A 12,440-nucleotide genomic window follows, 5' to 3' on the forward strand; every position below is an offset into this window, starting at 1 on the left:
GGGGCGGCGCCGAGGCGCAGGCGCAGGCGCTCGACAAGCTCCTCGCGGACAGCGGCAGCAGCCGGGCCGCGGTGATCCAGGCGGTCGCCGACGTCAAGTCGTGCGACAACCTCGGCAAGGCGGCGTCCGACCTGCGCGACGCCGCAGGCCAGCGCAACGGCCTGGTGACGAAGCTGTCGGCGCTGACCGTCGACGAGCTTCCCGACCACGAGGCCCTCACCGCCGCCCTCACCAAGGCGTGGAAGGCGTCCGCCGCCGCCGACGAGCACTACGCCGCCTGGGCCGACCAGGTCGCCGGCGACAAGAAGGGCTGCCGCAAGGGGCAGGCGAAGACGACGCCCGAGACCGCACAGGGCAACAAGGAGAGCGGCACCGCGACCCAGCAGAAGGCCAAGGCCGCAGGGCTGTGGAACGTCGTCGCGAAGAAGTACGGGCTGACGGAGCGGCAGCCGACGCAGCTCTAACGCAGGCTGGCCGCCTGGAGGGACTTCGTGACGTCCACGAAGTCCGTGCGGGCGGCGACCAGGCGGCCCTGGCGGACGACCTGGAGGGTGACGTTCGCGTTGACCATGCGGGGGAAGCCGACGGAACCGAGACGGCCGGAGAACTCCCAGTTCAGGGTGGGGGTCAGACCACCCGTGTCGACCTTCAGGCCGCCGTCGAGGGCGCCCTTCAGCGAGTCGGCCGTCACGCTCTTGCCCTTCAGCGACGCCACGGCCTGCCGGAGCACGGTGAACGCGAGGTACGTCGTCTGGACACCCGTGTCCTCCGCCTCGATCCGGGTGTCGGAGAACGCCTCCTCCTTGATGATCTCCTTCATGCCGTCCCACCGCCGGTCGCTCGCGACGGGGTACCAGCCGGTGACGTACGACCCCTCGTACGGACCGCCGGCCCCGCCCGTCGAGTCGATCTCCGGCTGGTCGACGCTGCCGAGCACGGACGCGGTGCGCACCTGCGGGTACTCGTCCCGGACCCGGCGGAAGGAGTCCATGAAGTTGCTGGTGCGGTCGCCGAGGGCCGGGACGACGCAGCCCTTCTTCCCGGACGCCCCGCCGTTCGCCCCCTTCAACGCCGCCTCCGCCGCCGTCGAGTACTCCGCCGCGTCCTCCGCGGCCAGCTGGTCCTTCGACCCCGGGTGGCTCCCGCTCTCCAGGCCCGCGTCCAGCATCACCGGCTGGGTGTCCCCGGCGATCGTGTCGGGCCGCACCAGCACGACCCGTCCACAGGTCTTCGCCAGCTCCTCGCCGAGCCCCGCGAGCAGCGCGGGCTGACCGCCGTTCACCGGGTACGACAGGGGGCTCGTGAACTCGCTCTCGGTGATGCCGTAGCCGCCTATGTAGGGGATGCCGGCGCCCTCCAGCGGCGGGAAGAACGACTTCGCGTACTGGCTGTACGAGCCGACGACGGCGACCGCGCCCTCCTTGACGGCGGTGCGCGCGCACTTCGCCGCGCCGACGGTGTCGTTGTGGTCGTTGCAGGTCAGGACCTTCAGCGTACGGCCGTCCAGACCGCCGTTGGCGTTGATCCAGCGGGCGTACGCCTGGGCGAACGCCGGCATGCCGGGCTTGTTCGTCGCGCCTGTGTCCTGCGGTGCCCACGTCATCACGACGACCGGACCGTCCCCGGCACCCTCCGTGGTGCCGGGGATGACTCCGCATCCGGCGAGGAGTGACGCGCCGGCCAGCAAGGTCGCGGACCTCGTGAAGCGGCCGATCCTGGGGAGGAGGGAGCTGCGCGTGCGTCGCCTGCCGGTCATGGGCACACACGCTTCCGTCACATTCCCAACTCGGGAGCGACCGGTGGTCAACGCAAGGTGACGTGGAGGTGAATTGCGTGGAGGGGGAGGGGTGGGGGTGGCCGGTCGGGTGGGGGGACGTGTCGGCGATCATAGGATTCATGACCTTGCAAGGACCGGAGAACCCTTCCCGTCGGGGCCGTCGCTCATCCACCATGGGCGTCATGCCACTCAACGACATGCCGTGGTGGCGCTGGCGCAGCAATGTGCGTTCCGCGCTGCACATGCTCTCCGATCCCGCCTTCCAGCAGAACGTCTGGCTCGCCGGCGTCGAGGGGTACGGCGACGTCACCGACGCCGTGTACCGCCTCGTCGAGGACACCTGGCTCGACAACTGGTCCGCCGAGAAATACGTGGGCACGATCTTCCGGGACTCCCAGGAGGCGGCCCTCGTCGACACGGCCGTCCTGCGGGTGCTGCGCATCATGCACCAGGTGGGGCCGGACGCGCCCGTCTCCGCGTACCTCCAGCACACCGGGTGGCCGGAGGCGGTGCGGGCGGCGCGGGACGCGCATGTGCGGATGGCTGTCGCGGACGGGGAGGATCCGGAGGGGGTGCCGCAGACGTTGGAGGTTTTGCGGATGGTTACGCGGGCGGTTTAGGGGTGGTGGTGTTGCGTCGGCGGCTGCGGGTGCGTCGTGGCCGTTCGCGCAGTTCCCCGCGCCCCTAAAGACAAAAACCGGCGCGCGCCGTCTTTTTCAGGGGCGCGGGGCTGTGTCGATATGCGGCTCCGCCGCGCGGACGCGATCAGCCACGACGCACCCGCACCCGCCCACCCACTGGAACCCCCCGAGCCCCCAGGCGCACATATGGGACCCTGTCCCCCATGAACGCGCAGCCCACCGACGCCGCCCCCCGGGCCCAGTACATCCTGACCCTCTCCTGCCCCGACAAGGCCGGCATCGTCCACGCGGTGTCCAGCTACCTGTTCATGACCGGGTGCAACATCGAGGACAGCCAGCAGTTCGGGGACCACGACACGGGCCTGTTCTTCATGCGCGTCCATTTCTCCGCGGAAGCGCCCCTCACCGCCGACAAGCTCCGCGCCAGCTTCGCCGCGATCGGTGACTCGTTCCACATGGACTGGCAGATCAACCGGGCGGACGAGAAGACCCGCGTCGTCCTGATGGTCAGCAAGTTCGGCCACTGCCTGAACGACCTCCTCTTCCGCGCCCGCACCGGCGCCCTGCACGTCGAGATCGCGGCGGTCGTCTCCAACCACACGGACTTCGCGGAACTGGTGGGGTCGTACGACATCCCCTTCCACCACATCCCCGTCACGAAGGACACCAAGGCCGACGCGGAGGCGCGGCTCCTGGAGATCGTCCGCGAGGAGAACGTCGAGCTGGTCGTCCTCGCGCGCTACATGCAGGTCCTCTCCGACGACCTCTGCAAGCAGCTCAGCGGGCGGATCATCAACATCCACCACTCCTTCCTCCCCAGCTTCAAGGGCGCGAAGCCGTACCACCAGGCGCACACGCGGGGCGTGAAGCTGATCGGGGCGACCGCGCACTACGTCACCGCCGACCTCGACGAGGGGCCGATCATCGAGCAGGAGGTCGAGCGGGTGGGGCACGACGTGACGCCGGACCAGCTCGTCGCGATCGGGCGGGATGTGGAGTGCCAGGCGCTGGCGCGGGCGGTGAAGTGGCATGCGGAGCGGAGGATTCTGCTGAACGGGCGCAGGACGGTTGTGTTCGCCTAGTAGCCCCCGCCCACCCGCACCCACCCAGCTGCGGGCAGTCGTGCCGCTAGGGGCGGCACGGGTGGGCGCAGCGGCACCCCGTCAGCGCGGGCGAGCGACACCCGGCCACCCCCGAACCCGCACTCGCCCACGCTCCCGTACCACCCCCTACATCCTGCTCAACGCCGCCGCAGCGAACAGCACATCCCTGATCGCCTCCCGATCCCCCACCTGCCCCGCAGCCGCCTCCTCAGGCGCGATGTGCCCGGCGGCGAGCTGACAGAACTCCACATCGTCCAGCGCGATGTGCGCGACCTCGTACTCCGCGGACCCCACAGCCGCGGGCGAATCCAGCGGGATGAACCACTCGCCCCCACCGAGCCCCTCGATCTCCAGCCGCAGACTCCGCCCGGGATGCCCGGCGGGCACGAGATGACGGGTGCGCCCGGGAGACGCGAGCCCCGCGAGCCTCCGCTCGGCCAGCGCCCCCGGCAGCAGCCGGGCCGCGAGCTCGATCATCGCCCGCAGATGGCGCGGCGCGGGCGGATCGTAGGGATAGTCCACCGCCTGCGCGATGTCGTCCGCATGGACCCAGCACTCGAAGGCCCGGTCCAACAGCGCGTCCCGCAGGGGCAGTTCGAAGGCGCCGTAGGACACCCCGAGCCCCCCGGCGGAGCCGCCTGTGAAGGACGCGGTCCGGACGATGTCGTGGACCTGCGCCCGCCAAGGGCCGCGCACGGTCCGGGTGTGCGGGAAGCGGGACGTCCGCCAGGAGAACTCGGTGCGCTGGACGGGCCCGCTCCCGGCGTCCTCGCCCTGGAGGGGGTCGTCGAGCCCGAGGGCGACGGCGATCATCCCGTCCACGGCGTGGAGGTGTGCGATGACCCCGGCGACGGTCGTCCGCCGGCTCTCCTGCCGCTCCCCCTCGAACCACCGCAGCCGCACGGGCGCGTGCCACTCGGAGTCGCCGAAGTCCTGGAGCAGCGCGTCGAGCCGGGCGGCCTCCGCGTCGTAGGGGAGGGCCCAGTCGGGGACGGGGATGCGCGGCGGGCGGCGTTCGAGGCAGCTCGCGAGGACGCGGGTGCGCAACCCGGGGTCGAGGTCGAGCGGCTCGGGCCGCTGGAGCAGTCCGACGGCCTCCCGCAGCCGCCGCGCCTCGTCCGCGCAGACCCCGCACCCGCCGAGATGTTCCTCGACGGCCTCGGCCTCCTCGGCGGAACAGGCCGCCAGCGCCCACGCGCCCAGCAGTGACTTGAGCACCGGGTGCTCCAGAGGAGTCGGCGGCACGGGGACGTCCCCGTCTTCCTGCGGCACGGGGACACCCCCGCCTTCTTGTCGGACGACGGTCCCGGCCCCGATGCCGGCAGCGGCACCCCCGGGATACCCGCCGCCGTCCTCCGGCGCGGCGCGCGGCAGCGGGATCCGGGGTGGCGGCTGGCCGGGGGAGCGGTACTCGCCGGGGTCGAAGGGGCCCTCGGCGTCGAAGGGGTCCTCGGCGTGCCGGTCGGCGCTGCTCATGCCGCACCTCCGTAGCCGGGTGGGGCTCCGGGTGCGGCGCTGTCGTGGGCCGTGGAGAGCAGTTGGAGGCCGAGGCGCAGGCGGCGGCGGGCCTCGTCCTCCGTGACGCCGAGGTCGGCGGCCGTCTGGCGGTAGTCGCGGCGCTGGAAGTAGGCCAGTTCGAGGGCGGTGCGCAGCGGGGCCGGCATGGACTGGACGATGTAGTCCGCGCGGGCGGCCACCGAGGCGTGCCGGACGCGGTGTTCGAGGTCCTCGGGGGTGGTGCCGTGGGCGAGGTCGGCGGTGCCGGTGTCGCGCAGGTGCTGGACGGCGAGGCGGTGGGTGAGGCCGGCGATCCAGGTGCGCAGCGGGCCCTGTCTGGGGTCGTAGGCGTCGGGGTGCTCCCACACGTGGGTGAACACCTCGCGGGTGATCCGGTCGGCACCGCGCTCGTCTCCGAGCACGCGGTGGGCGAGGCCGTGCACAAGTGAAGCGAACCGGTCGTACAGCTCGCCGAGCGCCGCCGCCTCGCCGCGCGCCAGCCGCTGCTGCATCTTGCGGTCCCAGCGGGGCGGTGCGTCCTTCTTCGCCATGCGGCCCCCTCTCACCTGTGTATGCCCGTGTCCTCGAATGTAGTCGGCCCCTCTGACAACGCACGCTTCTTTGTCGCATTGTGCGTCCCCGACCCGTCGCGAGGTGATAAAGGGACCTTCTCGCCGATCTCCCGCGCCCCCTCGTCGTCTTTCTGCCGTCTTTCCGTCCGTCACCTACCCTGCCCTGATCTGATCAGGCCATGACTGAATCAGATCACTTCTCGTCCGTCGGGTGAATCGAACGGGGTCGAATCCGATGGGAACAAGCCTCATTCCTTCGGTTCTCGTTTCCGTCCCGGTGTTTCGGGGAACGGCCGGTGGGCAGCCGCGGTGCAGGGAGCGAGGGGAAGCGAAGGGACCGCTTCCGGGGAACGACCGCTTCCGTACCGGCGAGCGAAGGGCGTGGTGGTGGCGATCAAAGTGACCGGTGAGGAGCGTGGTCGCTGGGCCGTGCTCCACGTGGCGGGCGAACTGGACCTGGTCACCTCGACCAGCCTGCGCCGGCGGGTCCACGACGAGGTGGCCGAGGGCCGTCACCTCCTCGTCCTCGACCTCTCCGGCGTCCGTTTCTGCGACTCCAGCGGTGTCGGCGTCCTCATCGCCGCCCGCCGCCTCCTGCGCTCCTGCGGCGGGCGCCTGCGCCTCGTCCTCCCCGCGGGCGGCGGCCACGACGCCCACGTCAACAAGGTCTTCGGCGCGCTGGGCGTGCGGCGGCTGTTCGACGTGTACGGGACGCTGGACGAGGCGACGACGGAGGACGAACCGAGCCAGGTGTCGGCGTAGGGGGTTTCTGGACGCCGGGCGCTACAGAGTCCGTCCGGCCTCGGTCACGAACGCCGTCACCGCCGCGCGGGTGACGTCGCGGCGTGCGTCCAGCTCGACCCGGTCGGGGGCCTTGTGCAGCTGGTCGATCAGCTCCAGCGTCTCCTGGGCCGTCGTGCGCAGGGTGTACCCCTCCAGGCGGGCTCGGTGGGACTCCTCCGGCAGGTTGTCCGCGTGCAGCCGGAACCAGCGGTCCAGCACCACCCGCCGGTAGTTCACCAGCGCTCCCGCGTACGCGGCGTACGCGGCCATCCGCTCCTGCCGCAGCCGTTCCTCGCGCGTGAAGCGCTCCGTGCGCTCGGCCGCCCGGAGCTGGAACCGGTGGGTGACCCCCGCACCGAGCAGGGTCCCCAGCACTGCCACGAGGCTCGCCGTCAACGTCTCCACGCCGGACAGTCGATCACACGGCGCTCTCCGGGGGGCCCGAATACCGTTCCCGCAGCTTGTACTTGAGGACTTTCCGCAGCGTCTCGTTGCGCGGCAGCGCGTCCACCACCTCCAGCCGTTCCGGCAGTTTGTGCGCCGAGAGCCCCTGTTCGCGGAGGTACGCGACGATGTCCGCCAGGCTCAACTCGCCGCCCGGGGACGCCGGTTCCACCACCGCGCACACCAGCTCCCCGCGCTCCGCGTCCGGCAGTCCCACCACCGCGGCCTCGCCGATGCCGGGGTGGGCGGCGAGGAGGTCCTCGATCTCCTTCGCGGAGACGTTCTCGCCCTTGCGGATGATGACGTCCTTGAGGCGGCCGGTGAGGACGAGGTGCCCGCTGCCGGTGACGTGCCCGAGGTCGCCGGTGCGCAGGAAGCCGTCCGCGCCGAACGCCTCGGCGGTCTGGGCGGGGTCCAGGTACCCCTGGCAGACGGCCTCGCCGCGCAGCCGGACCTCGCCGTCCACGATCTTGATCTCCATCCCCTCCGGCGGCCTCCCTTCCGTCGTCGCCAGGTTCTCCGTCGTGTCGTCCGGCGATCCCATCGTGATCATCGGGACCTCCGTCATGCCGTAGCCGTGCGTCAGCTGCACCTCCATCTCCCGTACCACCGCGTGGTACACCTCCGGAGGTTTCGGCGCTCCGCCGCCCGCGAGGAGCCGCAGGGTCGGGATCACCTTCGGCCCCGGCCGCTTGCGCTGCTCCGCGAGGAACATCGAGTAGAACGCCGTCGACCCGCCCGCCAGCGTCACGCCGTGGCGCCGGAACTCGGGGAGCGCCTCGGGGAGGGCGAACCGCTCGAACATCACGGCGGGGAAGCCGTAGAGCAGCAGCATCACCGTGTAGTCCGGCCCCGCGATGTGGGCGTACGGGAAGGCCATCGACCCCACGTCCGTCTCCGACAGGTGCAGTGCGTGGGCGAGGCAGGCCCCGCCGGCGATGAGCGAACGGTCTGTGTGGAGAACTCCCTTGGGGTCCGAGGTCGTTCCCGAGGTCCAGTAGATCCACCGAACGGAGTAACCCTCCCGCGGCGGGGGCGGCAGCACGGCCGGATCCCCGGCGGGCAGCGAGCCGTACGCCTCGAAGACCCCTTTCGCGCCGAGCCGCCGGGCCATCGCGGTGTGGTCGAAGCCCCGCCAGACGCCCGGCACGGCGAAGAACTCGGCGCCGGACTCGCGCAGGGCGAAGCCGACCTCGCGGTCGCGGTAGAAGGGGATCACGGGGCTCTGGACGGCGCCGAGGCGGGCGAGGGCGAAGGTGAGGACGGCCGTCTCGATCCGGGTGGGGAGCTGCCAGGCGACGACCGTGCCGGGGCGCACGCCCATGCGGTGCAGGCCGGCCGCCGTCCGCTCGGCGTCGTCCCGCAGTCCGCCGAACGTGAGCGTGCGGTCCTCCTGGAGGAACACCGGGCGGTCGGGGGTGAGGGTGGCGCGGCGGTCGAGGAGTTCCCAGAGGGTGCGGGACTCGCTCAAGGCGTGTGCGGTGCCGGTTGTGTCGGTCACTTCTGGCCCCCTGACTGTCTGACGGATCGTCAGATCGTAGGAGTGTGCGCCTTGTCGGTCCAGGGGTACGGGGCTAGTCTGCGCGGTGACGACAGGATCTGACGGTCCATCAGATATCGGGAGTTGAGGGCCTCATGGGCGAGCTGCCGCGCATCGTCAGCGTCGACGACCACGTGATCGAGCCGGCGCACCTCTTCGAGACCTGGCTGCCGGCCAAGTACCGCGCGCGCGGGCCGCAGCCGCTGACCGCCGGGATCGGTGAACTGGCCTACATCGGCGGCAAGTACCAGATCACGATGGACCCGGACGGGCCGCCCGCCGACTGGTGGATCTACGAGGGGCTGAAGTTCCCCTACAAGCGCGTCATCGCCGCCGTCGGCTTCGACCGGGACGACATGACGCTGGAGGGCATCACCCGCGCGGAGATGCGCCCCGGCTGCTACGACCCCGTCGAGCGGCTGAAGGACATGGACCTCAACCACGTCGAGGCCAGCCTCTGCTTCCCGTCGTTCCCGCGCTTTTGCGGGCAGACCTTCGCGGAGGCGCAGGACAAGGAGGTCGCCCTCGCGTGCGTGCGCGCCTACAACGACTGGATGGTCGAGGAGTGGTGCGGCGGCAGCGGCGGACGGCTGATCCCGCTGTGTCTGATCCCCCTGTGGGACATCGGCCTCGCCGTCGCGGAGATCCACCGCAACGCCGCGCGCGGGGTGCGCGCGGTGACGTTCTCCGAGATCCCGACCCACCTGGGCCTGCCGTCCATCCACTCCGGCTACTGGGACCCCTTCTTCGCGGCCTGCGAGGAGACCGGGACGGTCGTCAACATGCACATCGGGTCGTCCTCCCAGATGCCGGCGGCCTCCCCGGACGCGCCCCCGGCCGTCCAGGCGTCGCTGTCCTTCAACAACGCGATGGCCTCGATGATGGACTTCCTCTTCAGCGGCGTCCTGGTGCGCTTCCCGCGCCTCAAACTGGCCTACTCCGAGGGGCAGATGGGGTGGATCCCGTACGCCCTGGAGCGCGCCGACGACGTCTGGGAGGAGCACCGCGCGTGGGGCGGCGTCCGCGATCTGATCCCGGAGCCGCCGTCGACGTACTACTACCGGCAGATCTTCTGCTGCTTCTTCCGCGACAAGCACGGAGTGGCCTCACTCGACGTCGTCGGCCGGGACAACGCCACCTTCGAGACGGACTACCCGCACGTCGACTCGACGTTCCCGCACACCAAACAGGTCGCCCTGGAGCACGTCGAGGGACTCGACGAGGAGACGACCTACAAACTGATGCGGGGCAACGCGATCCGCATGCTCGACCTGGACCTCGACAGGTAGCCCGCGTGGACCTCGCGTACACGCCCGAGGAGGAGGAGTTCCGCGCGCGCCTGCGCGCGTGGCTCACGAAAACGCTGCCCCTGCTGCCGCCGAAGCCGTCCCCCGACGACTGGCCCGCCCGCCGCGCGTACGACCTCGGCTGGCAGCGGCGGCTGTACGACGCCGGGTACGCGCACGTGCACTGGGACGCCTCGCCGACGGTCCGGCTGATCTTCCTGGAGGAGACCGAGCGGGCCGGGGCGCCCTATGTGGGCGCCGGGTTCGTGGGCCTGCTGCACGCGGGGCCGACGATCGCCGCCGAGGGCACGGACGCCCAGCGGGAACGCTGGCTGGAGCCGATCCTGCGGGGCGAGGAGGTGTGGTGCCAGGGGTTCAGCGAACCGGACGCCGGGTCGGACCTGGCCTCCCTGCGCACGCGCGCGTGGCGCGACGGGGACGTCTACCGGGTGACCGGCTCCAAGATCTGGACGTCCCACGCGGAGGTCGCCGACTGGTGCGAACTCCTCGTGCGCACCGACCCGGACGCGCCCAAGCACCGGGGCATCACCTGGCTCGCGATGCCCATGGACGCCCCCGGGATCACCGTCCGGCCGCTGCGCACGCTCGCCGGGTCCGCCGAGTTCGCCGAGGTGTTCCTCGACGACGTGCCCGTGCCGGTCGCGTGCCGGATCGGCGCCGAGAACGACGGCTGGCGCGTCACCCTGGTCACGCTCTCCTTCGAGCGCGGCACCGCCTTCGCCGGCGAGGTCGTCGCCTGTCGCCGCGTGCTGGCCGAACTCGCCCGCGAGGCCCTGGCGGGCGGCCACTGGGACGATCCGGCCCTACGGCGCCGTCTGGGCCGCCTGGAGGCCGAGTTCCGGGCCCTGTGGCGGCTCGTCCAGTGGAACGTCAGCGAAGCCGCCGAACACGGCGTCCCCGGCGTCGGCGGCTCCGTCTTCAAACTCCGCTACTCCCACGCCCGCCAGCAGCTCTACGACACCGCCGCCGAGATCCTGGGCGACACCGCCCTCGACCTCGACCACCCGTGGGTCCTCGACCGGCTGTCCTCGCTGTCCTACACGATCGCCGCGGGGACGTCGCAGATCCAGCGGACGATCGTGGCGGAGCGGGTGCTGGGGTTGCCGAAGGGGAGGTGAGGTCCGTGCGTTTTCAGTTGACCGAGGATCAGCGGGCCCTGCGCGCGGGCGTGCGTGAGGTGCTTGCCCGGCACTTCGGCGCCGAGGCGCTGCGGGACGCCGTCGCGCATCCGGTGCTGGACCGGGGGTTGTGGCGGGCGCTGGGGAAGGCCGGGTTCTTCGCGTTGCGGCTGCCCGAGGCGGAGGGCGGGGTCGGACTGGGGTTGCCGGAGGCGGTGTTGGTGTTCGAGGAGGCCGGGCGGGTGTTGTTGCCGGGGCCGTTGGTGGGGACGCATCTCGCGGCCGGGTCGGTGCCGGGAGCGGCGGAGGGCGAGAGTGTCGTCGCGGCCGTGGACGGGGGGATCGTGGAGTGGTGGGGTGAGGCGGACGTCGTGATCGGGGAGGGTGCTCCGGGGGCCGTCCCGATGCGCTCGGTGGATCCGCTCACGCCGCTGCACCGGGTGCCCGGCGCGGCCGTACGTACGGACGCCCCCGACCCCGTCGCCGTCCTGCTCACCGCCGCCGAGCAGCTCGGCACGGCCACGCGCGCGTGTGAGCTGGCCGTTGAACACGCGCGTGTGCGTGAGCAGTTCGGGCGTCCGATAGGGGCGTTCCAGGCGGTGCAGCACCTGTGCGCCGACATGCTGGTCCGCGCGGAGGTCGCGCGCGCGGCGGTGTACGCGGCGTCGGTCACGGCGGACGCGGCCGACATCGCGTGCGCGCGTGTGCTCGCCGACGAGGCCGCCGTGCAGGGCGCCCGGGACTGTCTCCAGGTGTTCGGCGGGATGGGGTTCACCTGGGAGGCGGACGTCCATCTGTTGCTCAAGAGGGCCTGGGTGCGCACGAGGCGTGCGGGAGGGGCGACGGAGAGTGAGGAGCTGCTCGCGCAGGAGTTGCTCTCCAGGGCCGGGTGAGGGGTCTGTGGCCTGCGTGGACGTCAGGAGTGTGGCGAAGTCCCGCGCGGATGTCGCCGATCGTGGCGCTGGATGGTGACAGAGCGTCGATTTACCGGGTTGTGTCCAGCGCGTGACCCGTCACGGTGCGGAGTCGACGACCGGCTCCGGTACCTTCGGGGGATGCGCGTGGTTCCCGGTGTGAGCCGCCCCGGTGTTGCCTGTTCGACTCCGTCCGAAGGGGGTCGCACAGTATGCCGCACGGGTACTCCTTCGCGCGGGAATATGCCCGAAGCGCTTGTTCGGGTGACGGAACGTCAATCAGGCTGTCCTGCAAGGGATTCACGTTCCGTCACGATGCCTCTGGCCCTTGTGGGGGTCACGCGGAAAATGGCTACGATCGTGGCCCTCGTCGTCATGGTGGGCACGTCGCCGTCGTGGCGCGCGGTCATGTGTCCGCCGGTTCGGATGGTGTGAGCGGTGCAGGTGCTTCAGGAGCAGTTGGAGATCCGGCCCGACCCCGCGGAGGTGGGGCGGGCCCGCAGATGGGCCTGCGCGAGGCTCGCCGGGTCACCCCTGGGCGACGACGACGCGCTCGCCGAGACGCTCGCGCTGATCGTCTCCGAACTCGTCACCAACGCCGTCGTCCACACGGGCCGGCCGGCCGTCCTGAGCCTCTGTCTGCCCTGCGAGGCGGTCGAGGGGGCCACGGTGCGCCTGGAGGTCGCCGACGGCTGCGAGAGGGCCCCGGTGCCCCGCTGCGCGACCGACGACGCCACCGGCGGC

12 protein-coding genes and 1 pseudogene are annotated in these 12,440 nt (G+C 71.5%); 8 read left to right on the top strand and 5 right to left on the bottom strand.

Going from position 1 to position 12,440, the window contains the following annotated elements; genetic code table 11:
- A pseudogene (locus ACVNF4_RS24315) lies at positions 1-464 on the top strand (hypothetical protein); the annotation flags it as partial.
- Here the strand turns inward: ACVNF4_RS24315 and ACVNF4_RS24320 are convergent.
- On the bottom strand, positions 461-1,756 hold the full coding sequence (locus ACVNF4_RS24320) for an ABC transporter substrate-binding protein (protein ID WP_461805000.1): 1,296 nt from the start codon (positions 1,754-1,756) through the stop codon (positions 461-463). The pseudogene ACVNF4_RS24315 and the gene ACVNF4_RS24320 sit on opposite strands and share 4 nt — an antisense overlap.
- A 140-nt stretch (positions 1,757-1,896) precedes the next feature.
- On the opposite strand from ACVNF4_RS24320, the gene ACVNF4_RS24325 reads away from it, so the two are divergent.
- Entirely contained in the window at positions 1,897-2,397 is a 501-nt protein-coding gene (locus ACVNF4_RS24325; protein ID WP_461805001.1) for an SCO4402 family protein, read from the top strand.
- Positions 2,398-2,621: 224 nt separating this feature from the next.
- Entirely contained in the window at positions 2,622-3,500 is an 879-nt protein-coding gene (gene purU / locus ACVNF4_RS24330; protein ID WP_461805002.1) for a formyltetrahydrofolate deformylase, read from the top strand.
- A 147-nt stretch (positions 3,501-3,647) separates the two neighbouring features.
- Here purU and ACVNF4_RS24335 read toward each other — a convergent pair whose 3' ends face one another.
- Both ACVNF4_RS24335 and ACVNF4_RS24340 read right to left on the bottom strand, forming a co-directional pair.
- A complete protein-coding gene (locus tag ACVNF4_RS24335) occupies positions 3,648-4,997 on the bottom strand; it encodes a zf-HC2 domain-containing protein (protein ID WP_461805003.1) in 1,350 nt (449 codons plus the stop codon).
- Positions 4,994-5,569 carry an RNA polymerase sigma factor gene (locus tag ACVNF4_RS24340; protein WP_461805004.1) on the bottom strand — a complete coding sequence of 192 codons (576 nt, stop codon included), beginning with the start codon at positions 5,567-5,569 and terminating at the stop codon, positions 4,994-4,996. Before ACVNF4_RS24340 ends, ACVNF4_RS24335 begins: the two co-directional genes overlap by 4 nt.
- 402 nt (positions 5,570-5,971) lie before the next feature.
- On the opposite strand from ACVNF4_RS24340, the gene ACVNF4_RS24345 reads away from it, so the two are divergent.
- On the top strand, positions 5,972-6,352 hold the full coding sequence (locus ACVNF4_RS24345) for an STAS domain-containing protein (RefSeq protein ID WP_461805005.1): 381 nt from the start codon (positions 5,972-5,974) through the stop codon (positions 6,350-6,352).
- A 21-nt stretch (positions 6,353-6,373) separates the two neighbouring features.
- Here the strand turns inward: ACVNF4_RS24345 and ACVNF4_RS24350 are convergent, their stop codons facing one another.
- Together ACVNF4_RS24350 and ACVNF4_RS24355 are read right to left on the bottom strand one after the other, a co-directional pair.
- On the bottom strand, positions 6,374-6,778 hold the full coding sequence (locus ACVNF4_RS24350; RefSeq protein WP_461805006.1) for a hypothetical protein: 405 nt from the start codon (positions 6,776-6,778) through the stop codon (positions 6,374-6,376).
- Between the two features lie 13 nt (positions 6,779-6,791).
- Complete coding sequence (locus tag ACVNF4_RS24355; protein WP_461805007.1) at positions 6,792-8,318, bottom strand: class I adenylate-forming enzyme family protein; 1,527 nt, start codon at positions 8,316-8,318, stop codon at positions 6,792-6,794.
- Positions 8,319-8,452: 134 nt separating this feature from the next.
- On the opposite strand from ACVNF4_RS24355, the gene ACVNF4_RS24360 reads away from it, so the two are divergent.
- The 4 genes from ACVNF4_RS24360 to ACVNF4_RS24375 form a co-directional block, all read left to right on the top strand.
- A complete protein-coding gene (locus tag ACVNF4_RS24360) occupies positions 8,453-9,646 on the top strand; it encodes an amidohydrolase family protein (protein WP_461805008.1) in 1,194 nt (397 codons plus the stop codon).
- A 5-nt stretch (positions 9,647-9,651) separates the two neighbouring features.
- Positions 9,652-10,782, top strand: a complete 1,131-nt coding sequence (locus ACVNF4_RS24365) for an acyl-CoA dehydrogenase family protein (RefSeq protein ID WP_461805009.1) — start codon at positions 9,652-9,654, stop codon at positions 10,780-10,782.
- Between the two features lie 5 nt (positions 10,783-10,787).
- Positions 10,788-11,675 (top strand): acyl-CoA dehydrogenase family protein, encoded by an 888-nt coding sequence (locus tag ACVNF4_RS24370; protein ID WP_461805010.1) that lies wholly within the window; start codon positions 10,788-10,790, stop codon positions 11,673-11,675.
- Between the two features lie 459 nt (positions 11,676-12,134).
- The coding region (locus ACVNF4_RS24375; RefSeq protein ID WP_461805011.1) for an ATP-binding protein at positions 12,135-12,440 on the top strand (306 nt) is incomplete at its 3' end.

Source organism: Streptomyces sp. S6, assembly GCF_054880855.1.

Bases quoted from the DNA above. Each gene is read 5' to 3' on its own strand.
- ACVNF4_RS24320 (WP_461805000.1), bottom strand. From the start codon at position 1,756: ATGACCGGCAGGCGACGCACGCGCAGCTCCCTCCTCCCCAGGATCGGC.
- ACVNF4_RS24325 (WP_461805001.1), top strand. From the start codon at position 1,897: ATGACCTTGCAAGGACCGGAGAACCCTTCCCGTCGGGGCCGTCGCTCA.
- purU (WP_461805002.1), top strand. From the start codon at position 2,622: ATGAACGCGCAGCCCACCGACGCCGCCCCCCGGGCCCAGTACATCCTG.
- ACVNF4_RS24335 (WP_461805003.1), bottom strand. From the start codon at position 4,997: ATGAGCAGCGCCGACCGGCACGCCGAGGACCCCTTCGACGCCGAGGGC.
- ACVNF4_RS24340 (WP_461805004.1), bottom strand. From the start codon at position 5,569: ATGGCGAAGAAGGACGCACCGCCCCGCTGGGACCGCAAGATGCAGCAG.
- ACVNF4_RS24360 (WP_461805008.1), top strand. From the start codon at position 8,453: ATGGGCGAGCTGCCGCGCATCGTCAGCGTCGACGACCACGTGATCGAG.